Origin of the sequence: Limnohabitans sp. (assembly GCF_023910625.1) — a bacterium.
Taxonomy (GTDB): domain Bacteria; phylum Pseudomonadota; class Gammaproteobacteria; order Burkholderiales; family Burkholderiaceae_C; genus Limnohabitans_A.
In genome coordinates, this window is the sequence record NZ_JAAVVW010000003.1 from 1,076,840 (window position 1) to 1,099,370 (window position 22,531).

Below are 22,531 nucleotides of genomic sequence, written 5' to 3' on the forward strand. Positions count from 1 at the left end.
TGACTTCGACGCACGAACCCAAGGAATGAACATGAGCAGCAAAATTTCCCTGTCCCGTTACCTGGTAGAACAGCAACGCGACAAAGGCCACATCCCAGCCGACTTGCGCTTGCTGCTCGAAGTGGTGGCCCGGGCTTGCAAAAGCATCAGCCACGCTGTCAACAAAGGCGCTTTGGGCGGTGTGCTGGGCACGGCCGAAAGCGAAAATGTGCAAGGCGAGGTGCAAAAAAAGCTCGACATCATTGCCAACGAGGTGCTGCTCGAAGCCAACGAATGGGGCGGGCACCTCGCGGCCATGGCCTCCGAAGAGATGGACAGCATCTACCTGGTGCCCAACCGCTACCCGCAGGGGGAATACCTGCTGCTGTTTGATCCACTGGACGGCTCGTCCAACATCGACGTCAACGTCAGCATTGGCACCATCTTCAGTGTGCTCAAAAAGACGGAGGGTGAGCAGGGCGTCACCGAACAAGACTTTTTGCAACCCGGCAAACAGCAAGTGGCAGCTGGCTACTGCGTGTACGGCCCGCAAACCACGCTGGTGCTGACTGTGGGCGATGGTGTGGCCATGTTCACCTTGGACCGCGAGCAAGGCTCATTTGTGCTCACGCAAGAAAATGTGCATGTGCCCGCCGACACCCAAGAGTTCGCCATCAACATGAGCAACATGCGCCACTGGGACGAGCCCGTGCGCCGCTACATCGACGAATGCCTTCAAGGCAAGGAAGGCCCGCGCGGCAAGGACTTCAACATGCGCTGGATCGCCAGCATGGTGGCCGACGTGCACCGCATCCTGACCCGTGGCGGCGTCTTCATGTACCCCTGGGACAAGCGCGAACCGAAAAAAGCCGGCAAGCTGCGTCTGCTGTACGAAGCCAACCCCATGAGCTGGCTGATGGAGCAAGCAGGTGGTGCCTCAACCAATGGCAAGCAACGCATTTTGGACCTGCAACCGAGCCAGCTGCACGAGCGGGTGAGCGTGATCCTGGGCTCTAAAAACGAAGTTGAGCGCGTGACCCAATACCACGCCAGGACTTAACCCTCAACGCACCACGCTTGCGGCCATGCTGCCGCTGTCAACCCTGCAAAAGACCTTCGGCACTCCCTTGCTTCAGGCCTTTTGGCACCCGTGGCCATGAGTCACAGCCTGTCGGGTCAATCAATCGTCGCCTTCCTGTACAAGGGCACCACCCGCCACGACAGCCGCCGCATCGGCAGACTCAGAGACCACAGCACGAAGGGTTTCGCGCAACATTTTTTTCTCGGGCAAGCTCAAGGCACGGGCCAGACGCTGACGCATGCGCAACAAAAGCTGTCGATCAACTTCCTGGGGAATGCCCCGGCTGATCTGCAAGGCTTCTCGCAAATCTTCGCGCAAATCTTCAGGTTCTTCCGACCACCAGGCGGCGACCACCTCGTGCATCGATTTACGAAGCTCTTCCACGTCCTCCACGGCCAGGCCCATACCGATGGGCGACTTGCCTTGCAACATGTCGGCCAAACCCTGGGGATTGACCACCACACGACGATCAGCCTGGGTCAACAAGCGAGCCCAGCCTGGATCGGTACGCACCATTTGTGGCATGTTGCGGGCAGACTCATCGGCCAACAGGTGGACACTCACACCACTAAGCTGAGCTTCATCAATGGTGGTCAAAAAACGCTCATCATCGCTGGCCACCAAAACATGATCACACGCATGATGTTCGGCCAATTGCTTGAGGTCGTGTCCCAAAGACCTCAGCAAGGAAGCACCACCATCGGCATCGTGCGCTTGGACCAGGCGAACAATCTGATCGTCGATCACCAAGCCATCCGAGCGATCGCTGTACCAATAGATGCGACGCAAATCAACGTCCAGCCCGGATTGGGACAAGGCCAAGGACAACAAACTGAGCAAACCTTGCCTGTTGACGGACTCGCCCGTGGTACCCATGGCGCCATGCTGTGCCAGCCAAATCAAAAACCGGCCATCGATCAAAGCCATGCAAGTGCCGCTGCGGTGGTCGCCAAATCGGCGCTCAAATCTGGCATCGTGGGAAAAAATAGATCGCTTCATGAATTACCCCGTATCTTTATCAAAAATAGCGTCGCTAGATAGTGCAACGACTTTCATTTTACGGCTGAGCATGGACAGGATCATCCTTGAACCAGGGGTTTTGTCTGATCATGGTCAGACAATGTCGATTGCAGCAAAGCAAAAATAACCACCCATCTCGGTTATAAATACCCACTGTGTCTCCAATCTCCCCCTTCGACCCCCGTCAAGTGCCGATTTGCCAAATCGACCATGATTTGCCAGCGGTTGCGTCCTCGCTTCTTTCGCCTCAAGCCCTGAAGGCCAGGTTCTTGGAGCCGCCCGATTGGCAACCGGAGGTGGTGCGGGAAAGCTTTCTTTCCGGACGCCCCCCCGCCCAAGCGGCTGTTCTGGTACCCATTGTCATGCGTGGTCCCCAGGCGTGCTCACCAACGGTTTTATTGACGCAACGTGCAGCTCACATGAAAACGCACTCCAGCCAGATCGCATTTCCGGGGGGCAAAGTCGACCCTGATGATGCCAACATACAAGCCACAGCATTGCGCGAAGCTCAAGAAGAAGTGGGCCTGCAAGCGCGGCATGTTCAAGTCATCGGTGAATTGCCCACTTATGTCACGGGCACTTCTTTTTGGGTCACCCCGGTGATTGGACTGGTCTCGCCGGACTGCCAACTTCAAGCCAACAGGGATGAGGTGGACGACATATTTGAAGTTCCACTGTCTTTTCTGATGAATCCCGCCAACCACCAACGGCATACCATGGATTGGCAAGGCCAGCAGCGTCATTGGTTCTCCATGCCCTATCTGGAGAACAGGTTCAATGCCCGAGGGGATGTGAAAGCCATCGAACGTTTTATTTGGGGTGCCACTGCTGGCATGCTGCGTAACCTTTACCGATTTCTGGCGGCCAACCCAACCAGGAGAGAAAAAACATGAGTTTTTTTGCCATCTTGCTGGCTCTTATCCTCGAGCAGGTACGTCCTCTCAAAACCGATCACCTGGTTTTTTCGTACACCGAACGCTGGGTCATCTGGACCGCACGCACCCTGGACGCCGGTGCCCGTTCGCAGGCCTGGATCACCTGGGGTGTGACCATTTTGGGGCCTGCCTTGTTGGTCATGCTGGTGCACTGGCTGCTGGCATGGGGTCTCGGTTGGTGGATGGCTTTTTTGTGGAACGTCGCTCTGCTTTACGCCACCTTGGGTTTCCGTCAATTCAGCCACCATTTCACTGGTATTCGGGAAGCCTTGGACAATGGCGACGAAAACAAAGCCCGCGAACTGCTGGCGCAATGGCAACAAGTGGAAGTGGGGCAAATTCCCCGCAGCGAAATTGTGCGGCATGTGATCGAATATTCGGTGATCGCCGCACATCGCCACGTGTTCGGGGTCTTTTTTTGGTATGTGATCTTGTCCATCATTGGACTGGGCCCTGTGGGTGCTGTCATTTACCGCCTGACTGAATTTGCTCAACGCCGCTGGCAGCGGGCTGCTGCTGATGGCGCATCTGCCAGTGATGTGCTGGGGGCTGTCAGCTTGCGGGCGTGGCAATTCATGGATCGGCTGCCATCGCGCATGACCGCATTGGGCTTTGCCATCGTGGGCAGCTTTGAAGACGCCATGGACGGATGGCGGCACCACGCTCAGAACTTCCCTCAAGACAACGATGGAGTGATCCTTGCCGCCACCGCTGGCGCCATCAACATCCGTCTAGGCGGCGCGGCGTTGACCTCTTCTGAAGAAGAGGACGACGAGACCTTATCCGGCAGCAGCAGCACTCCAGGTCGCATCGCCAGCCAGTCTCATTTTGCACAAGTGGTGGGCCTGGTTTGGCGCACCATGATCATGTGGCTTTTGCTGCTTGCCTTGCTCACCATGGCCAATTTGATCGGTTGAAACCCGCCTTGAGGCGCTACGCCCTGCCCTTTACCAGCGCTGCCGACTCAATTCCTCAAACAACTGTGCATAAATACGGTATCGCCGTAAGCTGATGGTGCCGGGATGTTGTTCGGTTTGCACCTGCGCCAGCACGGCACAACCGGGTTCGTGCAAATGCGTGCAGTTATAGAACTTGCAGCCGCCCAAATGCTTTCGCAAATCGGGCATGCAATCGGCCAAGCGGGTGGGCTCAATGTGGTGCAAGCCAAATTCCTGAAAACCGGGGGAGTCGATCAAGGCCGTGCGTGCAACGCCGGTTTCTGTACCCATTTGAGCAACCCCATCGAGCACAGGCACCCAGTACCAACGCGTGCTTGTCGTGGTGTGCTTGCCCGAGTTGAGCGCCAGCGAAATCTCACTGGTTTCCACCTGTGCATCGGGCACCAGGCGGTTGATCAACGTGCTCTTGCCACTGCCCGATGGCCCCAACACCAAGGTGGTCAGGCCTTGGAGGTGAGCACTCAAAGTCGCAACACCATCGTCGGCCACGGGGCTGCGGGGGCTCAGGCTGGTGGGCATAACCTTGTAGCCCATGGCGCGGTAAGGGGCCAGGCGCTCCCAGGCTTGGGCAAAGGGCTGCGCCAGATCGCTTTTGTTGAGCGCGATGATCGGTGTGATGCGCTCGGCTTCGGCCGCCACCAAGGCACGTGAGAGTTGACTCTCCGAATACTCAGGATCGGCCGCGATCAGGATCAGCACGCGGTCCAGATTGGCGGCAAAGGATTTGGTGCGGATTTCGTCTTGCCTGTAAAACAGGTTGCGGCGCTCTTGCAGTTTTTCGATGCTGCCCTCATCGCCTGCGATTTGCCACAGCACCTGATCGCCCACCACCACCTGGTTCTTCTTGCCTCGGGGGTGGCAAATCAGGCGTCTGCCCTCGGGGGTCTCGACCAGGCAATGGCGGCCATAAGTGGCCACCACCAGACCGGGCTCCAGATCGTTCGCCTGCGTGAGAACCGGACAAGCTTGGGGTTTATTCATGCCCGTTCATGCCGGTAACAAAGCATCGGTTTGGCTTGCCGCCTCAAAGTCCAGCCGACTCAAGCCGCACACATCGTGTGTACTCCAACGAACCACGCAGCGGCGGTAGGTCAGCAACAATTCGGGATGGTGGTGGATCTTTTCAGACAACCAGCCCATGCTGTTGACGAACAACAGCGCGTGTGTGTGCTCGGCAAACTCAAAGGTCTTTTCGATGGTGACGTTTTCACCATCACCCGACAAGCCCCAGCCCGAAATTTGACTCAGCGCCATGATCACCTCGGTAGGTTTGAGGGCACGAACTTCCGGGGCACTCATCCAGTTTTCATCCTCAGCAGACGTTCGCTGGCCGGCGGGTGCGAATAGTAAAACTTCACGTACAACGGATCAGGTGTCAGAGTCGAAGCATTGTCTTGGTAGAGCTTGAGCAAGGCCGAAGACAAGTCTTGGCCTGGCGTTTGCGACACCGCATAGGCATCGGCCTCGAACTCTTGCTGACGCGATCGCCAGGACGACACGGGCGCGAAGAACAAAGTGAAGACAGGCGTGACCAACATGAACAAAACCAGCGCCAGCGCATCGTTGCTGCCCGACAGGTTGGGCATCACGCCCAAGCCGGTGTAAAACCAGACCTGCTGCGCCAACCAGCCGAGCAGCGCCAACCCCGCCAGCGTCATGGCAAAACTGGTGATCATCATTTTGACGATGTGCTTGTGCTTGAAATGGCCCAGCTCATGGGCCAACACCGCTTCCATTTCGGCTGGGCTCAGTTGCTTGAGCAAGGTGTCAAAAAAAACCACTCGCTTGCTGGCTCCGAAGCCTGTGAAAAACGCATTGGAATGCGCCGAGCGGCGGCTGCCGTCCATCACAAAAAACCCTTTGGCGGTGAAGCCCGCGCGTTGCATCAGGCCCTGCACGCGGGTCTTGAGCGACTCGTCTTCCAGGGGCGTGAATTTGTTGAACAGCGGCATGATCACATTGGGGGCAATCGCCATCAAAAACAATTGCCAAATCACCAACACACCCCAGGCCCAAAGCCACCACCACGCGCCCCCGGCTTGCATGAGCCACAGCACCACCCACAGCAGCGGCAGGCCCAACGCCAAACCCAACACCAGTCCCTTGGCCAAATCGGCCAACCACAAGGCAGGCGTGATCTTGTTGAAGCCAAATCGCTGCTCCACGCCAAAGGTTTGCACCAGCGACAAAGGCAGCCCGATCAGGCCACCGACCAGCATGAAGCACAGCACCAGCGCGATTTGCTGCGCCATGCTGGGCCCCATCCAGTCCAAAAGCAGCTGATTGAGCGCATCAAGCCCGCCCAGCAGTGTCCAGCCCAACAGCACGGAGGCATCCAGCGCGATGTCGATTTGCGACAACCTGGCTTTGGCCAAGGTGTAATCGGCCGCTTTTTGGTGGTCGGCCAAAGCCATGGTGTCGGCGTAAGCCACAGGTACCGCACCGCGGTGGCAGGCCACATGCCGCACCTGGCGGACGTTCAGCCAGAACTTGAGCGCCACATGGGCCAACAAGGCCACCACCAGCGTCAGGGTCAAAGTCAGGGATGCATTCATGCCGCCATTGTAGAAGCCGCACCTTGGGTGCCGTGAGGGGCACCGCGATTCAAGCCCATAGCCAAGGGCTCATGGCATCGGCGACAATCCTTGGATGTCTGATGCGAACTCCCACACCCCTGAAGCCGCAGAGCTGCCCAAATCCGACCAGAACCTGGTCTGGATCGATTGCGAAATGACGGGCCTGGACCCTGAAAAAGAACGTCTGCTGGAGATCGCCGTCATCGTGACCGGCCCGCACCTCAGGCCCCGCATAGAAGGCCCTGTGCTGGTGATTCACCAAAGCGACGAACTGCTGAACCAAATGGACAAGTGGAACAAAGGCACCCACGGCAAAAGTGGGCTCATCGACAAGGTCAAGGCCTCGACCACCAGCGAAGCCGATGCCGAAGCCCAGATCCTGGCCTTTCTGAAAATGTACTTGCCCAAAAACAGTTCACCGCTGTGCGGCAACACCATCAGCCAGGACCGGCGCTTCTTGGTCAAGTACATGCCCAAGCTGGATGCGTTTTTCCATTACCGCAATTTGGATGTGAGCACCCTCAAAGAGTTGTCTCGCCGCTGGAAGCCCGAGGTGTATGCCAGTTTCAAAAAGCAGCAAAAGCACACCGCCCTGGCCGACGTGCACGAATCGATCGACGAGCTGGCACATTACCGCGAGCATTTCATCCGTTTGTGATCTTTTCAGGGAAAACCCTAGCGATTTTTCTGATCCGTGCCATAATGGCGGGATCGCTGCACAAAGGTGCAGCGTTTCATACATCTCCCTTCATGCCTTGACCCAACGATAGGGTCACTCACAGCGGCCAGGCTCCACGCCCAGCGCCACTCGCGAGCACCGTTTGATGGTTGATGTTTTTTCAACCTTGCGGTGCCTGCGGCCATCAGCAACAGTTTTCTGTTAGCGGCCGTTGTTCCGTGCGAGTTTTATACATACACATGACCGACACTTTGAACACAGTGCAGGACGACTTGTCGCCTGCCGAAATCACATCCATCGCCACCGAGTCAACTGCACAAGCAGCCCCGACCAATTTGGCCACTGAAATCATGGTCGCTGCAGCGGCTGAAATCACCGCCGACGCAGTACCTGAAGTCGACGCCGAAGAGGCCGAAGAAATTGAAGCCATCGCAGATGTGCCCAACGGCTTCGTTGAGCTGGGCTTGGCCCCTGAGCTGGTGCAAGCTGTAGCCGATCTGGGCTACACCCAGCCCACCGCCGTCCAATTGCGCGCCATTCCTTTGGCCCTGCCCAAAGCGGGTGGCTCCAAAGATGGCCAATCCAATGGCTACACCGACCTGATGGTCTCAAGCCAGACTGGTAGCGGCAAAACCGCCGCCTTCTTGTTGCCAGTGCTGCACACGCTGATCCAGCAAATGGCCGAGCAAGAAGCCACTGAACGGGCTGAATTTGACCAAGCCTGCGCCGACGCTGCCGCCAAAGGCGAGCCCGCACCCAAACGCGCCAAGCGCAAAGACCCCACCAACCCACGCAACTTCAAGGCTCCCGCCCCCGGCGCCCTGATCGTGTGCCCCACACGTGAATTGGCCCAACAGGTGGCGCAAGACGCCATCGAGTTGGTCAAGCACACGCGCGGTCTGCGCGTGGCCAACGTGGTCGGCGGCATGCCATACCAATTGCAAATTGCCAAGCTGCAAAACGCCAACCTGGTAGTGGCCACACCTGGCCGTTTGCTCGACCTGCAGCGCTCCATGCAAATCAAGCTGGACAAGGTGCAGTTTTTGGTGGTGGACGAAGCCGACCGCATGCTCGACCTGGGCTTCTCGGACGACCTGGCCGACATCAACGACATGACCAGCCAGCGCCGCCAGACCATGATGTTCAGCGCCACCTTCGCGCCACGCATTCAGCAACTGGCCATGCGTGTGATGCACGACGGCGGTTCTTCGGTCCAGAAAATCCAGATCGACAACCCCCAAGAAAAGCACCACAACATCAAACAGGTGCTGTTCTGGGCCGACAACGTCCAACACAAGCGCCAGATGCTTGACCACTGGTTGCGTGACGCCACGATCGACCAGGCCATCGTTTTCTCGAGCACCCAAATCGAATGCGACGGCTTGGCTGCCGACCTGCAGCAAGACGGCTTCTCGGCCGTGGCCCTGCACGGCGCTTTGAGCCAAGGCATGCGCAACCGCCGACTGATGGCGCTGCGCAACGGCCAGGTCCAGATTCTGGTCGCGACCGACGTCGCCGCTCGCGGCATCGACGTGCCCACCATCACCCACGTCTTCAACTTCGGCTTGCCGATGAAGGCCGAGGATTACACCCACCGCATTGGTCGCACAGGCCGCGCTGGCCGCGATGGCTTGGCCGTGACCTTTGCCGAAATCCGTGACCGCCGCAAAATCGGTGACATCGAGTCCTACACACGCCAGCCGTTCAAGGCCGAAGTGATTCCAGGCCTGGAGCCCAAAGTGCGCGTGCCCGAAGCCCGTAAGCCCATGGGCCGTGGCGGTGACCGCTTTGGTGGCGAGCGCAATTACGCCAACGCAGGCGGTGGTTTCCGTGGTGGCCGTTCCGCCCCCGGTGGCCGCGACTTCGGTGGCAACCGTGACCGCGACAATGCGGGCGGTGGTTTTGACAACCGCGCCCCGCGTGGCAACTTCCGCGACGAGCAGCCCCGCTTTGAACAACGCGCAGAACCCCGCTTCGACCAGCGCAAAGAAGGGGGCCGTTTTGACGCTCCCCGTGGTGACAACCGTGGCGGCAACCGCTTTGAGCAACGTGCCGCACCCGCACACCCCTGGGACAAGGGCGACAGCCGCCCTGCCCCGCGCCAAGACGCGCGCCAAGATGGCCCACGTCAAGGTGGCCGCTGGGAAGACCGTGGCAGCGACAACCGGAACGCCGCCCGCCCTGCCCCACGCGGCGCAGCCGGTGACAAGTTTGCCCGGGGCCCCAAGCAGTTTGGTGCCAGCAACTTCAAGCCCCATGCCGCAGGTGAAGGCCCTGCAGGCAAGCGTGGCAGCACCCGCGTGCTGAAAATCACGCGCGGTTAAGGGTTCTCCAGGGTAGACCCCAGAACTTCAATAGCCTCTCAAAGGTCTTGCCCTCACAGGCAAGGCCTTTTTTCATGGGGTAACGGATGAATCGGTGACCGTTTGAGGCGCCCATAAAAAAACCGCCCTGGGCGCAAACCCGGGCGGTTTTTTCGCATGACCGAAAAGGCTTTACGCTTTGACAGCAGGAGCTGCTTTGCGCTGAGGCAACTTTTCTTTGATACGTGCCGACTTGCCGCTGCGGTCACGCAGGTAGTACAGCTTGGCGCGGCGAACATCACCACGGCGCTTGACTTCGATGCTGGCGATCACGGGGCTGTAGGTTTGGAAGGTACGTTCTACGCCTTCGCCACTGGAGATCTTGCGCACGGTGAAGCCGCTGTTCAAGCCACGGTTACGTTTGGCGATGACAACACCTTCGTAGGCCTGGACGCGCTTGCGCGCACCTTCCACCACGTTGACGCTGACGATCACGGTGTCGCCGGGGGAAAATTCAGGAATCACTTTACCCAAACGGGCAATTTCTTCCTGCTCAAGAGTTTGAATCAAATTCATTTTTTGAACTCCGTCCGATCATGCCTCGCTACACAAGGGGCGTTCTGTGTTGTAAAGGCCATGCAAGCGCACAACTGAACCAGATCGCGGCGGGTAGAGGATCGAAAAGCCCTAGATTATAGCTTTTTCGAACCCGCTCCGCCGTCGGCTGCAGGCGGGTCCAGCGAAATCTGCATCAGAAAGGCTTCATCCTGACGGCTCAGATAGCCCGACAGACGGGCTTGCACCAGCAAGTCCGGACGCTGCGCGGCGGTCAGGCGCAGGCTTTGCTCACGCCGCCAGCGAGCAATCTGGGCATGATGTCCCGACAGCAATTCGGCCGGCACGGCATGGCCCTGCCAAACCTCGGGGCGAGTGAAGTGCGGGCTGTCCAGCAAACCATGCAATGCTGGGTTAAAGCTGTCCAACCGGTGACTACCCTCGTCATTGAGCACCCCGGGCTGCAAACGGGCCACAGCGTCGAGCATCGCCATGGCGGCAATTTCGCCTCCCGAAAGCACGAAGTCACCCAGACTGATTTGCTGGTCGACATGGTGGTCGATGAAGCGTTGGTCCAGGCCTTCATAGCGACCACACAACAACACAGCACCCGCGCTGCCCGACCACTGCTCGACAACAGCATGGTTCAGCTTCGTACCAATGGGAGAAAACAGCACCAAAGGCGCGGGAATGACTTCCTGGCGCGCAGCACGGACGGCGGCGAGACATTTGAACAAAGGTTCGGCCAACATGACCATACCGGGTCCACCACCAAAAGACCGGTCGTCGACACGGCGGTAATTGCCCTCGGCGTGGTCGCGGGGATTCCAGAAATGCACCTCGACCAAGCCAGTCTCGTAGGCACGACGCGTGATGCCGCCAGTCAACAGCGGCGCAAACAGCTCCGGAAACAGGGTGATGATGTCAAAGCGCATGGATGGCCCTCCACGGCCGGGGCAGATCAGTAGTCGGGTTGCCAGTCGACCGTGATGCGCTGGCCGGGCAAGTCCACACCATCGACGAAAACCGAGACAAACGGGATCATGCGCTCGACCGGCTTGCCGCCTTCGGCTTCGGGGGCCGCTTCTATGAGCAGCACGGTTTGTGGTCCGGTGGACATGAGGTCGCGCACCTGACCCAGAACCACACCTTCGCGGTTAATCACTTGCAACCCGATCAGATCGACCCAATAGTACTCACCCTCAGACGCGGCCGGAAAGCTCGAGCGCGACACAAATATACGAGAACCACGCAAGGCTTCGGCCGTGTTGCGATCCGGCACCCCCTCTGCACTGGCCACCAAGTTATCGGAATGATCCTTGATTTCTTTGACCTCAAGCAGCAAAGGCTCGCTCCAGGCAGCCTGGGCGGGTGTCGTGTTGGCCGTCACCCGGGCAGGCTTCATGGGCCGATCGGGAGGCAACAAAAACCAGCTTTTGGCAGAAAAAAGCGCCTCAGGCGAGGCGCTGTAGGGCATGACCTTGAACCAGCCTTTGATGCCCCAGGCATCGGTGATGCGCCCGATTTCGATGGCGTCAGCCGGCAATGGGGCTGTTTCCAAAGGTGGGAGCATGACCACAGCGGGACAATCAGGCGGTGGCTTTGCCCGCTTGACGGATCAGGCGCTCCACGGTGGGAGAAGCCTGGGCACCAACGCCCTTCCAGTAGGTCAGGCGGTCTTGAGCGATACGCAGACCTTCTTCGCCGCCTTTGGCTGTGGGGTTGTAAAAACCGATGCGCTCCAGAAAACGGCCATCGCGACGCACGCGCTTATCGGCCACAACAATGTTAAAAAAAGGACGTGCTTTGGAGCCGCCGCGGTTCAAACGAATAACAACCATGATTTATCCTTGGGTGCTTGGGTATCTTCGGAGCAAATTGCCGAAACGCCCGGTATCCTTCAGCGTTTGAGACACGCAACTGACCACCCGGCCAGTGACACACTGAAAAGCCCAAGATTGTACAACGGGAGCCATGTCTTGCCTTTGATCCGCCCCAGCCGCGACGAAGATATTGTCGCCATCACCGCCATTTACCGCCACCACGTGCTCACCGGAACAGGCACCTTCGAGATCGACCCGCCCACCGAGGCCGACATGGCCAGCCGCCGCGCCGATGTGCTGTCCAAGGGCCTGCCTTACCTGGTGGTAGAAGACCAAGGCCGTGTGATGGGTTTTGCCTATTGCAACTGGTTCAAACCACGCCCCGCATACCGATTCTCTGCAGAAGACTCTATTTACATGGCTCCTGATGCTCACCGAAAAGGCCTGGGGCGAGCCCTGCTGGCCGAGCTGTGCACCCAGGCAGAACGTGCAGGTGTACGCAAATTTCTGGCCGTTATTGGTGATTCGGCCAACGCCGGCTCGATTGGCGTCCACACGTGTGTAGGCTTTAGCCATGCAGGCATCCTCAAGTCCTGCGGCTGGAAATTCGACCGCTGGCTGGATGTCGTGCTGATGCAAAAGTCTTTGGGCGCTGGCGACAGCACCGCACCATGAAAAACAAAACAATTGCCACTTGGCTGACTTTTTGGGGTGGACCGCTGGGTCTGCACCGGTTCTACCTTCACGGTTCCAAAGACATGCTGGCCTGGGTATTGCCGATACCGACCGCGCTGGGGTTTTATGGTTTGGAACGGGTCAAACAGTTTGGTCAAGACGACACGCTCAGTTGGGTGTTGATCCCATTGTTGGGCTTTACGTTGGCTGGTTGCGCCATGAATGCGATTTTTTATGGGCTCATGTCCATTGAAAAATGGAATGCCCGGTTCAATCCACAGACCGACGTCTTGAACCCTGCTGGACGGACGCAATGGTCCACCATCATTGGCATCGTCACGGCCTTGCTCTTGGGCACGACCGTCATGATGTCCAGTCTGGTCTTTAGCTTTCAGCGCTATTTTGAATACCAAATCGAAGCGGCACGCCTGATCAGCCAGTGAGTCCAGCGATCCATCGCCACAGCGGGTCACAGGGTCAGCAACATCAGTCTGATCTGCCAGAAAACAGGCAAACGCGTCAGAGAAGTCATGGCCCGTCCTCGGGCCACACTTCAATCTGCTGGTTGGCCACACCCGCCCAATCATCTGCGCTCACGCAGTCGGGCCACAAATCGGCCAAGGGCAGCAGCACAAAAGCACGCTCGCGCCAACGCGGATGAGGCACTTGCAGACGCGGACTGTCGATGCGGGACTGACCGAACAAGATCAAGTCCAAGTCCAGTGTGCGCGGGGCGTTCACATAAGGCCGCTCGCGCCCTGCCCGGGTTTCAAGCGCCTGCAGGGCGTCCAGCAAATCGGGCGCGCTCAAACGGGTCTCCAGCCGGGCCACCGCATTCACGAAGTCGGGACCCTGGGCCAAATGAGGAGCGCTGCGGTACAAGCGCGATCGGGCCATCAATTGCGTGCCCGGCAAGCGGCCCAACGCTTCAAAGGCTTGCCACACGGCCTGCCGGGCATCGCCCAAGTTGGCACCCAGCGCCACCCAGGCGGTAACGGGCTCGCGCACAGCGGACTGCATGGTCTGCCAATCGGTTATTCGGCGCTGCCCGACTCGCCCCCAGCGCCGGTTGTACGGCGACGTCGGCGGCGTCTTTTGGGCGCAACCCCATCCACCGAATCGGCCGGTGCAGCAGGCGCTGAATCTCTGGGCGGCAAGGCCGAACCAAGCGCCGCCGCCCCGTCGGGCCGGGGTGCCCGGCGCACACGAGGCCTAGCAATTTGCAGGGCCTGCTGTTCAGATTTGGCCGCTTGCACCAGGTCTTCACGCTCCGAATCACTGGCCATGCTGAACTCTTGCCACCAGTCGGCCAAGCGAATGTCCACTTCCTCGATGTCTGCTCTCAAACGCAAAAAGTCAAAGCCTGCGCGAAAGCGTGGCTGCTCGACCAGGCCAAACGGGGTACTGCCCACCCGCTTTTCAAAGCGCGGCTGCATCATCCAGATCTCGCGCATATCAGCCGCGAGCTTGCCGCGCCCGGACACATCGCCGATGCGGGCATCAAACACCTCATCGATCGCGTCTTGCAGGGCCGGGTGCGGGTGCTCTTTGCGGGCCAGGCGCCTGGACCAACCCTCCCGCACATCGGCCCACAACACACAGGCCAACAAGAAGCTGGGCGCGACCGGCTTGCCCTCACCCACACGCCGATCGGTGTCGGCCAATGCCACTTGCACAAAAGGGGTTTCGGCCCGCTCCACCACCACATCGAGCAGGGGGTAAATTCCAGTGACCAGGTCCAGCTTTTTGAGCTGCTCGATCGAAGCCAGCGCATGGCCTGTTTGCAACAGCTTGAGCATCTCGTCAAACAAGCGACTTTGCGGCACATCGGCCAGCAAAGTACTGGCTTGAACCAGCGGCTTGCCGGTTTTGGCATCGAGCCTGAAACCCAAGAAGCACAGCTTGGCGGCAAAACGCACGGCACGGATGATGCGTACCGGGTCTTCGCGGTAACGTGCCATCGGGTCACCGATCATGCGCAGCACCCGCTTGTTGGCATCCTGAATGCCACCGTGATAATCGACCACAATCTGCGATGCGGGGTCGTAATACATGGCGTTGACGGTGAAATCTCGGCGCGTGGCATCTTCGTCCTGTGGCCCCCAAACGTTATCGCGCAACACGCGGCCACTCGAATCGACAGCATGCTGCACCCCTTCGAGTTGACGCTTGCTCGTGCGTTCATTGCCTTTGACCTGCTCGGCCGCCGCATTGTCCAGATATGCCCGGAAGGTGGACACCTCAATCACCTCGTTGTCACGGCCTCGGCCAAACACCACGTGCACGATGCGAAAGCGACGACCAATGATGAAGGCACGGCGAAACAAGGCCTTGACCTGCTCGGGCGTGGCATCGGTGGCCACATCAAAGTCTTTGGGACGCAAGCCCAACAGCAAGTCGCGCACTGCACCGCCCACGATATAGGCCTCAAACCCGGCTTGCTGCAAAGTGCGGGTCACCTGAATGGCACGTTCGTCCACCAAGGCGGGGTCGATGCGATGCACCGAAGCAGGCACCTCGGTGCGCCGGCCAAAATGGGGCTTGTTGCTTTTGGGCGATTTGCCCATCAACTTGTCGATGAGATTTTTGATCATTCTTGAAACAATTCGAGGATGCGCCAGCCACGTTCTGTGGCCAGTTGGCGCAACCGAGTGTCAGGATTCGTTGCCACCGGATGGTGGGCTTTTGCCAGAAGCGGCAGGTCATTCATGGAGTCGGAGTAAAAACTCATCTCCACATCATCCCATCCCAGACCCCGCGTCTCCAACCACTGCGCGACACGGGTCACCTTGCCTTCGCGAAATGAGGGCGTGCCCTTGATCTCGCCGGTGATCCAGCCGCTGGCGTCGCGCTCAAGCTCCACAGCAATCAATTCACTGACACCAAAAGCCTGGGCAATCGGACGGGTCACAAACTCATTGGTGGCGGTCACGATCATGACCGTCTCGCCCGCGAGTTGGTGCGATCGTACTAGCGCCAACGCCTCGGGCGTGATGCGAGGGCGGATCACCTCATCCATGTAGCGAGCGTGCGCCTGTGCCGCCGCAACTGCGCCTCGCTCACGCGCTGCAAGGGTGGCAAAGCGCACGTAATCATGGATATCGAGCGAACCCGCCTGGTAGTGGGCATAAAACTCATCGTTGCGCTGACTGAACACGAGCGGATCGGTCCAGCCCATTTCGGTCGTAAAGACGCCCCAGGTGTGGTCAGAATCCAGCGGAAGCAAGGTGTGATCGAGGTCGAACAGCGCGAGCTTCATGTGTTCTCCAGCATGGCGCGAACCAGCGGAATGGTCAGGGTGCGCTGCGCCTGCAAAGCGAAGTGATCCAGGTTGTCCAGCAGTTGCATCAAGCTGCCCAGATCGCGCGAAAATCGATTGAGCATGTAAGACATCACTTCGTCGCTCAAAAACAGACCCCGCGCCTCGGCCGCCTGGCGCAGCACGGCGCGACGCTCAGACTCAAGCAAAACCTGCAAGGCATAAACATGCCCCCAGCCCAGGCGCGAACGCAGGTCGTCACGCAGCTTCAGATCGGCAGGGGGCGCATCCCCTGCTGCCAGCACCCAGCGCGGCGAGCCACTGCGGGGGGTTAGCGCATTGACAAACCAATTGAAGGCGCAGTACTGTTGCTCGCTGTTGTACAGATGCACATTGTCCATAAGCACGGCAGTCCAATCTTCGTTGAACTCGGCTGAACGCATGGTTTGGGCATCCAGCCACCCCACCTGATCGCCCTGCTCTTTCAATGCGCGGTGCACCGCGTGCAGCAAATGAGTTTTGCCAGCACCGCTTTCCCCCCACAAATAAGTGGGCACCGGCGAGCGGCTGCGGGAGGCAGTCCATAACCGCAAATGGTTCACCGCCTCCAGGTTCGGGCCTGCAAAAAAATTGTCCAGCGAAGGCATGCTGGCAAAGCCGATGTCCAAAGCCAGTTGCTTCATGCCCGGTTCGAATCCTGCTCTGACTGGCACGTGCCGCTTTTGCGGTACAGGTCACTTTGCAAATATTGGCGGCGCAAACGGCGCAAGGCCACCAACAGCACCGCACTGGCGGGCAAGGCGATCAGCACCCCCACAAAACCCAGCAATTGACCAAAGGCCATCAGCGCCAAAATCACGGCCAGCGGATGCAAGCCAATGCGCTCCCCCACCAAGCGGGGCGTGAGGATAAAACTCTCGATCAACTGGCCCAGGCCATACACCACGGCCACCATGATGACCGCATCCATCGGGGTCATTTGCAACAATCCTGCCAGCAAAGCCAACACCAGCCCCAAACCAAACCCCAGGTAAGGCACAAACACCGCCAGACCGGTGAACACACCAATGGGCAGCGCCAAGTCCAGTCCGAACAAGGCCAGACCCACGGCATAAAACACCGCCAAAGACAGCATCACCAGCAGTTGCCCGCGCAGGTACTCACCCAGAACATCGTCACTTTCATGCATGAAGCTGTCAAAGCTGCCACGCCAGGCAGGCGGCACCAGCTCGACCACCTGATTCACCAAGCGGGTCCAGTCGTAGAGCAAGAAAAACAACGCCACCGGCACCAACACCGCATAGCCCGCCAAAGCCAGGGCTACGCTGCCCCCCAGCTTGAGTGAGGACATGAGCGGGGCCCACCAGTCATCACGGTTGGCACTCAGGTACGCCATCAACTGGGCTTTCAGGTCACCCAGATCTAGCGAAACATCCAGCCCCAACTGAGCCAGCAAAGGATTGACCACATCGTCCAGGCGGTCCAGCAGCAGTGGCAGTTGTTGCACAAGCAAAGGCCACTCGCGCAACAGAATCGGCAACAACAACAAAAACAAGCCCAGCAGCGCCAACAGCGCCCAAGCTTCGACCAGCACCACAGCCAGGGCACGCGGCAAACGCCCACCGGCGACACCCTCAAGGCGCAAAACCAAAGGATGCAGCACATAAGCCATGACGGCAGCAATCACAAAAGGTGCCAACACCGGGGCCAACAACCAGAACACCCAGGCCGCGAGCAAGCCCACGCCCAGCCAGGTAGCCAAACGGGTCATGAAAAAAGGCAGGGGAGTTTGCAAATAGGCCTCGTATTTTGCGGAGGGCGGGTTAAAGGGCTCAAGGTCAAGCCTTAAAATAAACCCTGATTTTAGTCTGTCAGCCCTTTTATGGGCCTCCATACCCCAATTACTGCCCGATCCGGGCCCAAACCATGAGCCAAACTCCCCTTTCATACAAAGACGCCGGTGTTGACATCGTCGCGGGCGACGCCCTGGTCGAGCGCATCAAACCACTGGCCAAGAAGACCATGCGCGAAGGGGTGCTGGCCGGTATTGGTGGTTTTGGGGCCTTGTTTGAAGTGCCCAAGCGCTACACGGAACCCGTGCTGGTCAGCGGCACCGACGGCGTGGGCACCAAGCTCAAACTCGCCTTCGAATGGAGCATGCACGACACCGTGGGCATCGACCTGGTGGCCATGAGCGTCAACGACGTGCTGGTGCAAGGTGCCGAGCCGCTATTCTTCCTCGACTATTTCGCTTGCGGCAAGCTGGACGTGGACACCGCCACCGCAGTGGTCGGCGGCATTGCCAAAGGCTGCGAATTGTCCGGCTGCGCCCTGATTGGCGGCGAAACCGCTGAAATGCCTGGCATGTATCCGACAGGCGAATACGATCTGGCCGGGTTTGCCGTTGGTGTGGTCGAAAAATCCAAAATCCTAACCGGCCAGAACGTGAAAGCCGGAGATGTGGTGCTGGGCCTGGCGTCGAGCGGCGTGCACTCCAACGGCTTTTCCCTGGTACGCAAATGCATCGAGCGCGCCGGTGCCAATGCTCCCGCCAGCCTGGACGGCAAACCCTTCAAACAAGCGCTCATGACACCCACCCGTCTGTACGTCAAAAGCGTACTGACGGCACTGGCCCAGCACCCCAACACGCAAGAAGGCTCTGGCATCAAGGCCCTGGCCCACATCACCGGCGGCGGCTTGCTCGAAAACATCCCCCGCGTGCTGCCCCATGGCCTGGCCGCTCACCTGCAAAAAGGCAGTTGGCCCCAGACCGAATTGTTTGCATGGCTACAAGCCACAGCAGGCATCGACGACAGCGAGATGAACCGCACCTTCAACAACGGCATCGGCATGGTGCTGGTGGTGGCCGCAGCCACTGCTCAAGCCTGCGCCCAAACTCTGCGTGAAGCGGGCGAACAAGTGTTCACGATCGGGCAAATCGCCGCCCAAGGCGATGGCGCCCAAGTGGTGGTTGTCTGAGCTGAGCTGCCGGGCCACATCCCTTGCAAACCCTGGACTCAATAGCCGCCCCTGCTTGAGCTTGGCAAACTCACGACCCTTGCCCAGAGAGTTCGCTCACGCGACTTCTCAGCGCCGCAGCATCGAGGGCTGAGGGAACGGCCTCCAGATAGAGCCTCAAATCCTGCAAGGCATCGTGCACCTGCCCTAACTCGGCGTGAACCAGGCCCCTGTCTCGCCTCTCGGTCCAGACCTCTGGCAGCAAAACCACCAGGCGATCCAGCACTTGCAACATGCGAGGCCAGTCTTCCTGGGAGCGAAAAATCTCCTTCAGATTGCGCAGCATTCGGGCCAAGATATCGCGCGGCGGACAAGCTTGCAAAAACAAGCCCAAGGGCGTTTCTCCTTGGTCCAGATCCGCCTGGCCCACCAGATCGACGGGGGCACGAAAGGGTCTCAGGCGCTCAGCCAAATGATCCAGCCCCAAAGATTCACCAGTCAGCGGGTCCAACACCACCACCCCCCCCTCCAAAGCCACCTTGACCAAAAAATGGCCCGGAAAAGAGACCCCTTGCGCCTGCAACTCCAGGGCCTGGGCCAATTCCAGCCAAATCACCGCCAATGAAATCGGGATGCCCCGCCGCGTACGCAGCACCTCGCTGAGATAGCTGTTTTCGGGCGCGTAATAGTCATTGGCATTGGCCCCAAAGCCCAAATCCTTGAAGAACACCTGACTGAGTACGGCCAAGCGGGTCAGATCATCTGCATCATCGGGCATCCGCGCCATGATCTTTTTTAACAATCGCGCCACATCGTCCAGCACTTGCTGCACATCCAGCAAGGGCTCTTCATCTTGCGCCAGACTGGCCGCAGCCTCCAGCAAGGGCAAGTGCTCATCGCTTTGCACCAGACTGGCAAAGTAATTCAAAGGCGTCAATGGCGACAAATTCAAAGGCATTTGAAATGCTTCAATGCTTAAGAAAAGACTTGAGCCTTAAACCCGTGGCCCACAAGACACCAAAATACAGCAGCGCCGAGCCCAGCAGTATCAGGGCCATCCAACCGATGCGCGTCCAGGCCTCGGCGCGCATGGCCACCCAGGGCAGGTGCTGCGCGGCCATCCACAACAGCGCCGTCAGCAAACCGGTGGCCAACAACACCTGCGCGGCAAAACGCCACCAACCGGGTTGCGGCCTGTAACTGCCCCGGCGCAACAAACCCATCAACAACCAGACGGCATTGACCAAGGCCCCCAAGCCGATCGACAGCGCCAGCCCGGCATGGGCCAAATAAGGCACCAGCAACACATTGAACAACTGCGTCAACACCAGCACCACGATGGCAATGCGCACCGGCGTGCGGATATCCTGGCTGGCGTAATAACCGGGTGCCAGCACCTTGATGGCCACCAGCCCCAGCAAGCCCACGCCGTAGCCCGTCAGGGCCAAAGTGGTTTGCTGCACATCGCGGTCGGTGAAGGCCCCATAGTGGTAAAGCACCGACACCAATGGCTCAGAAAACACCAACAAAGCCGCTGCACACGGCAAGGCCAGCAACAACACCCATCGCAAACCCCAGTCAAGCATCGCGGCATAGCGCTGACTGTCGCCCGTGGCTTTGGCCGCGGCCAATTGCGGCATCAGCACCACGCCCAGCGCCACACCCAAAATGGCGGTCGGAAACTCCATCAAACGGTCGGCATAAGTCAGCCAACTGACGCTGCCCGGAGCCAGATGCGAGGCAATTTGGGTATTGATGAGCAGGGATATTTGGGCCACGCCCACGCCCAGCAAGGCCGGCCCCATCAGACGCAGGATGTTCAAGGTGGCGGGGCTGGTCCAGGCCTTTTTGACGGCGCGGGGCCGCACACCCAGGCGGGGCAACAAACCCAGCCGGGCCAAGGCCGGAATCTGCACCGCCAACTGCAAAACACCGCCCACCATCACGCCCACGGGCAAGGCATAAATGGCCTCCAGGCCTTGTTGAGCAAGCCAAGGCGACAAAAACCAAGTGGCAACGATCACGCTCACATTGAGCAGCACGGGCGTGGCCGCGGGCACGGCAAACCGCTTCCAGGTGTTCAAAATACCCGCCGACAGCGCCACCATCGACATGAAGGCGATGTAGGGGAACATCCAGCGCGTCATGGTCACCGCCGCGCCGTAACCCCGGGCATCTTGCTGCAAACCACTGGCCAAAGCCCACACCAGCCAAGGTGAAGCCAGCACACCCAAGACCGACAAAGCCAGGACCGACCAGGCCAGGGCCGTGGCCACGCTGTCGATCACTTCCTTGGTGGCTTCGTCGCCATGCTGGGCACGACTGGCGGCCAGCACTGGCACAAACGCCTGACTGAACGCCCCCTCGGCAAACAAGCGGCGAAACAAATTAGGAATCCGAAAAGCCACATTGAAAGCGTCCGTCAGGGCACTGGCCCCGAACATCGACGCCATGAGCAACTCGCGCACCAAACCCGTGACCCGCGAGGCCAGGGTAAAAATCGACACGACAGAAGCAGATTTAAGGAGACTCACAGTCTGCGAGTGTAGCGCTCACGCCCCCCTGACCCGCAAGGCCATGGCTGCGGCGGGGGTTGACGCGCAAATCAAGGCAGACGCGCATCCCGCAGAGCCGAAAACCCGCTGCAGGTCTGCTAGAATGCCCGGTTCGCCGGACATCATCCTCAGACATTGAAAGAACTTATACATGGCATCCGCTAAACCCAAAAAGAAAAACCCCCGTCTTGCATCCGGTCGTAAACGCGTCCGTCAAGACGTCAAAATCAATGCTGCGAACTCTTCGCTGCGCTCCAAATACCGCACCGCCGTGAAAAACGTCGAAAAAGCCGTTGCAGCAGGCGACAAGTCCAAAGCCACCGAGTTGTTTGCCAAGATGCAAACCGTGGTGGACATCATTGCCGACAAGGGCATCTTCCACAAGAACAAGGCAGCTCGTGACAAGAGCCGCCTGAGCGCCAAAGTCAAGACTTTGGCTCTCGCTGCAGCCTGATCCGCTCCACCAGATCAACAGCCCGGCGAGGCTTAGTACTCGCTGCCGTTTGAAACGGGTGCGCTGTCCGCGAACACTGAACCGCCCAGGTGCAAACCTTGGCGGTTTTTTCATGTCTTTTTGTCCACTGGACGAAGGCTGAGTTGGGGCCATCGCCGGGCTCCTCATGACTCGCTTCGCTCGTAAAAATCGTCACCCGGCGATGGCCCCAACTCAGCGAGGCGCATTGCAATCTGTCTAACCAACCTCGTTGGAAACAAAAAACCGCCCTTGGGGGCGGTCGGTTCTTGGTTCTTATTTTTTGGGAGGTGGGTCAGGCAACAAACAAGCTTCAGCCACTTGCAAGCCGTTATCGCGCGCGAAGTTCATCACGAAATCCCAGGCCATGACGTTGTGATCACGCAGATCGTGGTTCACGATGACGCACTTCACCCCCGCCAAGGTGGTGGGAATGCACCAAGGCGAATAACTCAAGTGGCTGCCCGGAACAGCGCCGCCGGGGCGAAAGGGGCTCATGACGCCCGCCAGGCGTTCGGCCCAGTCGCTGGGCCTGAAAGGCTTGCCGTCCTGGGTGATGCCCTGGATGAAAACTTCTTTGGCGTTGTGGGAAACCATCGGATAGAGGTGTAAGTCGGTCGGACCCGCAGGGCGGGATCGCCACCCGCGGGTTTACCCAAGTATTCTATCTTATATAAGACTTGAAGCCATTCAAAACGCCTT

25 protein-coding genes are annotated in these 22,531 nt (G+C 59.0%); 9 read left to right on the forward strand and 16 right to left on the reverse strand.

All coding sequences use genetic code 11. The features are described from left to right. Positions 1-31: 31 nt before the first annotated feature. A complete protein-coding gene (locus tag HEQ17_RS08315) occupies positions 32-1,039 on the forward strand; it encodes a class 1 fructose-bisphosphatase (RefSeq protein ID WP_296292301.1) in 1,008 nt (335 codons plus the stop codon). 120 nt (positions 1,040-1,159) lie between these two features. Here the strand turns inward: HEQ17_RS08315 and HEQ17_RS08320 are convergent, their stop codons facing one another. Further along, positions 1,160-2,059, reverse strand: coding sequence for a hypothetical protein (locus tag HEQ17_RS08320; protein ID WP_296292302.1), 900 nt, complete (start codon positions 2,057-2,059; stop codon positions 1,160-1,162). Positions 2,060-2,268: 209 nt separating this feature from the next. Here HEQ17_RS08320 and HEQ17_RS08325 point away from each other — a divergent pair, with 209 nt between their 5' ends. Continuing rightward, positions 2,269-2,973, forward strand: coding sequence for a CoA pyrophosphatase (locus tag HEQ17_RS08325; RefSeq protein ID WP_296293704.1), 705 nt, complete (start codon positions 2,269-2,271; stop codon positions 2,971-2,973). Then, positions 2,970-3,932: a CobD/CbiB family protein gene (locus HEQ17_RS08330; RefSeq protein WP_296292303.1), complete on the forward strand. Its 963-nt coding sequence runs from the start codon at positions 2,970-2,972 to the stop codon at positions 3,930-3,932. The genes HEQ17_RS08325 and HEQ17_RS08330 overlap by 4 nt, the downstream gene beginning before the upstream one ends. 30 nt (positions 3,933-3,962) lie before the next feature. Here the strand turns inward: HEQ17_RS08330 and rsgA are convergent, their stop codons facing one another. The 3 genes from rsgA to HEQ17_RS08345 are packed head-to-tail and all read right to left on the reverse strand — an operon-like array spanning position 3,963 to position 6,529. Beyond that, complete coding sequence (gene rsgA / locus HEQ17_RS08335) at positions 3,963-4,955, reverse strand: ribosome small subunit-dependent GTPase A (RefSeq protein WP_296292304.1); 993 nt, start codon at positions 4,953-4,955, stop codon at positions 3,963-3,965. Positions 4,956-4,961: 6 nt separating this feature from the next. Further along, positions 4,962-5,273 carry a 4a-hydroxytetrahydrobiopterin dehydratase gene (locus HEQ17_RS08340; RefSeq protein WP_296292305.1) on the reverse strand — a complete coding sequence of 104 codons (312 nt, stop codon included), beginning with the start codon at positions 5,271-5,273 and terminating at the stop codon, positions 4,962-4,964. Beyond that, on the reverse strand, positions 5,270-6,529 hold the full coding sequence (locus HEQ17_RS08345) for a M48 family metallopeptidase (protein WP_296292306.1): 1,260 nt from the start codon (positions 6,527-6,529) through the stop codon (positions 5,270-5,272). The genes HEQ17_RS08340 and HEQ17_RS08345 overlap by 4 nt, the downstream gene beginning before the upstream one ends. 94 nt (positions 6,530-6,623) lie before the next feature. Here HEQ17_RS08345 and orn point away from each other — a divergent pair, with 94 nt between their 5' ends. Together orn and HEQ17_RS08355 are read left to right on the forward strand one after the other, a co-directional pair. Further along, positions 6,624-7,208 carry an oligoribonuclease gene (gene orn, locus HEQ17_RS08350; RefSeq protein WP_296292307.1) on the forward strand — a complete coding sequence of 195 codons (585 nt, stop codon included), beginning with the start codon at positions 6,624-6,626 and terminating at the stop codon, positions 7,206-7,208. Between the two features lie 260 nt (positions 7,209-7,468). Further along, positions 7,469-9,553: a DEAD/DEAH box helicase gene (locus tag HEQ17_RS08355; protein WP_296292308.1), complete on the forward strand. Its 2,085-nt coding sequence runs from the start codon at positions 7,469-7,471 to the stop codon at positions 9,551-9,553. Positions 9,554-9,724: 171 nt separating this feature from the next. Here HEQ17_RS08355 and rplS read toward each other — a convergent pair whose 3' ends face one another. From rplS to rpsP, 4 genes are all read right to left on the reverse strand, one after another. Further along, the gene (rplS, locus tag HEQ17_RS08360; protein ID WP_296292309.1) at positions 9,725-10,108 is read right to left on the reverse strand and encodes a 50S ribosomal protein L19; all 384 of its coding nucleotides are present in this window, start codon (positions 10,106-10,108) and stop codon (positions 9,725-9,727) included. Positions 10,109-10,224: 116 nt separating this feature from the next. After that, on the reverse strand, positions 10,225-11,022 hold the full coding sequence (gene trmD, locus HEQ17_RS08365; RefSeq protein ID WP_296292310.1) for a tRNA (guanosine(37)-N1)-methyltransferase TrmD: 798 nt from the start codon (positions 11,020-11,022) through the stop codon (positions 10,225-10,227). Positions 11,023-11,048: 26 nt separating this feature from the next. Next, positions 11,049-11,660: a ribosome maturation factor RimM gene (rimM, locus tag HEQ17_RS08370; protein ID WP_296292311.1), complete on the reverse strand. Its 612-nt coding sequence runs from the start codon at positions 11,658-11,660 to the stop codon at positions 11,049-11,051. Positions 11,661-11,676: 16 nt separating this feature from the next. Continuing rightward, positions 11,677-11,928, reverse strand: coding sequence for a 30S ribosomal protein S16 (gene rpsP / locus HEQ17_RS08375; RefSeq protein WP_296292312.1), 252 nt, complete (start codon positions 11,926-11,928; stop codon positions 11,677-11,679). A gap of 138 nt (positions 11,929-12,066) precedes the next feature. Here rpsP and HEQ17_RS08380 point away from each other — a divergent pair, with 138 nt between their 5' ends. Together HEQ17_RS08380 and HEQ17_RS08385 are read left to right on the forward strand one after the other, a co-directional pair. Next, a complete protein-coding gene (locus HEQ17_RS08380) occupies positions 12,067-12,585 on the forward strand; it encodes a GNAT family N-acetyltransferase (RefSeq protein WP_296292313.1) in 519 nt (172 codons plus the stop codon). Further along, the gene (locus tag HEQ17_RS08385; RefSeq protein WP_296292314.1) at positions 12,582-13,028 is read left to right on the forward strand and encodes a hypothetical protein; all 447 of its coding nucleotides are present in this window, start codon (positions 12,582-12,584) and stop codon (positions 13,026-13,028) included. Before HEQ17_RS08380 ends, HEQ17_RS08385 begins: the two co-directional genes overlap by 4 nt. A gap of 85 nt (positions 13,029-13,113) precedes the next feature. On the opposite strand, the gene folK is transcribed toward HEQ17_RS08385, so the two are convergent. Genes folK through HEQ17_RS08410 form a run of 5 tightly spaced genes read right to left on the reverse strand, consistent with a single transcriptional unit; the run spans position 13,114 to position 17,615 of the window. Beyond that, on the reverse strand, positions 13,114-13,605 hold the full coding sequence (gene folK, locus HEQ17_RS08390) for a 2-amino-4-hydroxy-6-hydroxymethyldihydropteridine diphosphokinase (protein ID WP_296292315.1): 492 nt from the start codon (positions 13,603-13,605) through the stop codon (positions 13,114-13,116). 14 nt (positions 13,606-13,619) lie between these two features. After that, a complete protein-coding gene (gene pcnB, locus HEQ17_RS08395) occupies positions 13,620-15,179 on the reverse strand; it encodes a polynucleotide adenylyltransferase PcnB (protein ID WP_296292316.1) in 1,560 nt (519 codons plus the stop codon). After that, positions 15,176-15,844 (reverse strand): HAD family phosphatase, encoded by a 669-nt coding sequence (locus tag HEQ17_RS08400; protein ID WP_296292317.1) that lies wholly within the window; start codon positions 15,842-15,844, stop codon positions 15,176-15,178. Before HEQ17_RS08400 ends, pcnB begins: the two co-directional genes overlap by 4 nt. After that, positions 15,841-16,527, reverse strand: coding sequence for a DnaA regulatory inactivator Hda (gene hda, locus HEQ17_RS08405; RefSeq protein ID WP_296292318.1), 687 nt, complete (start codon positions 16,525-16,527; stop codon positions 15,841-15,843). The genes HEQ17_RS08400 and hda overlap by 4 nt, the downstream gene beginning before the upstream one ends. Further along, a complete protein-coding gene (locus HEQ17_RS08410) occupies positions 16,524-17,615 on the reverse strand; it encodes an AI-2E family transporter (RefSeq protein WP_296292319.1) in 1,092 nt (363 codons plus the stop codon). Before HEQ17_RS08410 ends, hda begins: the two co-directional genes overlap by 4 nt. A 155-nt stretch (positions 17,616-17,770) precedes the next feature. Between HEQ17_RS08410 and purM the strand changes: the two genes are divergently transcribed. Next, complete coding sequence (purM, locus tag HEQ17_RS08415) at positions 17,771-18,823, forward strand: phosphoribosylformylglycinamidine cyclo-ligase (RefSeq protein ID WP_296292320.1); 1,053 nt, start codon at positions 17,771-17,773, stop codon at positions 18,821-18,823. Between the two features lie 70 nt (positions 18,824-18,893). Here the strand turns inward: purM and HEQ17_RS08420 are convergent, their stop codons facing one another. Together HEQ17_RS08420 and murJ are read right to left on the reverse strand one after the other, a co-directional pair. Continuing rightward, positions 18,894-19,760 (reverse strand): tetratricopeptide repeat protein, encoded by an 867-nt coding sequence (locus HEQ17_RS08420; protein WP_296292321.1) that lies wholly within the window; start codon positions 19,758-19,760, stop codon positions 18,894-18,896. A 10-nt stretch (positions 19,761-19,770) separates the two neighbouring features. After that, positions 19,771-21,336: a murein biosynthesis integral membrane protein MurJ gene (murJ, locus tag HEQ17_RS08425; RefSeq protein WP_296292322.1), complete on the reverse strand. Its 1,566-nt coding sequence runs from the start codon at positions 21,334-21,336 to the stop codon at positions 19,771-19,773. 172 nt (positions 21,337-21,508) lie between these two features. On the opposite strand from murJ, the gene rpsT reads away from it, so the two are divergent. Further along, positions 21,509-21,811: a 30S ribosomal protein S20 gene (gene rpsT, locus HEQ17_RS08430; RefSeq protein WP_296292323.1), complete on the forward strand. Its 303-nt coding sequence runs from the start codon at positions 21,509-21,511 to the stop codon at positions 21,809-21,811. A gap of 294 nt (positions 21,812-22,105) precedes the next feature. Here the strand turns inward: rpsT and HEQ17_RS08435 are convergent, their stop codons facing one another. After that, positions 22,106-22,426: a DUF3579 domain-containing protein gene (locus HEQ17_RS08435; RefSeq protein ID WP_296292324.1), complete on the reverse strand. Its 321-nt coding sequence runs from the start codon at positions 22,424-22,426 to the stop codon at positions 22,106-22,108. Between the last annotated feature and the right edge of the window lie 105 nt (positions 22,427-22,531).

Coding starts and splice junctions, on each gene's coding strand:
- HEQ17_RS08410 (WP_296292319.1), bottom strand. CDS start 17,615: ATGACCCGTTTGGCTACCTGGCTGGGCGTGGGCTTGCTCGCGGCCTGG.
- HEQ17_RS08420 (WP_296292321.1), bottom strand. CDS start 19,760: ATGCCTTTGAATTTGTCGCCATTGACGCCTTTGAATTACTTTGCCAGT.
- rimM (WP_296292311.1), bottom strand. CDS start 11,660: ATGCTCCCACCTTTGGAAACAGCCCCATTGCCGGCTGACGCCATCGAA.
- folK (WP_296292315.1), bottom strand. CDS start 13,605: ATGCAGTCCGCTGTGCGCGAGCCCGTTACCGCCTGGGTGGCGCTGGGT.
- trmD (WP_296292310.1), bottom strand. CDS start 11,022: ATGCGCTTTGACATCATCACCCTGTTTCCGGAGCTGTTTGCGCCGCTG.
- rpsT (WP_296292323.1), top strand. CDS start 21,509: ATGGCATCCGCTAAACCCAAAAAGAAAAACCCCCGTCTTGCATCCGGT.
- HEQ17_RS08435 (WP_296292324.1), bottom strand. CDS start 22,426: ATGGTTTCCCACAACGCCAAAGAAGTTTTCATCCAGGGCATCACCCAG.
- purM (WP_296292320.1), top strand. CDS start 17,771: ATGAGCCAAACTCCCCTTTCATACAAAGACGCCGGTGTTGACATCGTC.
- HEQ17_RS08320 (WP_296292302.1), bottom strand. CDS start 2,059: ATGAAGCGATCTATTTTTTCCCACGATGCCAGATTTGAGCGCCGATTT.
- orn (WP_296292307.1), top strand. CDS start 6,624: ATGTCTGATGCGAACTCCCACACCCCTGAAGCCGCAGAGCTGCCCAAA.
- HEQ17_RS08355 (WP_296292308.1), top strand. CDS start 7,469: ATGACCGACACTTTGAACACAGTGCAGGACGACTTGTCGCCTGCCGAA.
- rsgA (WP_296292304.1), bottom strand. CDS start 4,955: ATGAATAAACCCCAAGCTTGTCCGGTTCTCACGCAGGCGAACGATCTG.
- rplS (WP_296292309.1), bottom strand. CDS start 10,108: ATGAATTTGATTCAAACTCTTGAGCAGGAAGAAATTGCCCGTTTGGGT.
- rpsP (WP_296292312.1), bottom strand. CDS start 11,928: ATGGTTGTTATTCGTTTGAACCGCGGCGGCTCCAAAGCACGTCCTTTT.
- HEQ17_RS08345 (WP_296292306.1), bottom strand. CDS start 6,529: ATGAATGCATCCCTGACTTTGACCCTGACGCTGGTGGTGGCCTTGTTG.
- HEQ17_RS08315 (WP_296292301.1), top strand. CDS start 32: ATGAGCAGCAAAATTTCCCTGTCCCGTTACCTGGTAGAACAGCAACGC.
- hda (WP_296292318.1), bottom strand. CDS start 16,527: ATGAAGCAACTGGCTTTGGACATCGGCTTTGCCAGCATGCCTTCGCTG.
- pcnB (WP_296292316.1), bottom strand. CDS start 15,179: ATGATCAAAAATCTCATCGACAAGTTGATGGGCAAATCGCCCAAAAGC.
- HEQ17_RS08400 (WP_296292317.1), bottom strand. CDS start 15,844: ATGAAGCTCGCGCTGTTCGACCTCGATCACACCTTGCTTCCGCTGGAT.
- HEQ17_RS08340 (WP_296292305.1), bottom strand. CDS start 5,273: ATGAGTGCCCCGGAAGTTCGTGCCCTCAAACCTACCGAGGTGATCATG.
- HEQ17_RS08385 (WP_296292314.1), top strand. CDS start 12,582: ATGAAAAACAAAACAATTGCCACTTGGCTGACTTTTTGGGGTGGACCG.
- HEQ17_RS08330 (WP_296292303.1), top strand. CDS start 2,970: ATGAGTTTTTTTGCCATCTTGCTGGCTCTTATCCTCGAGCAGGTACGT.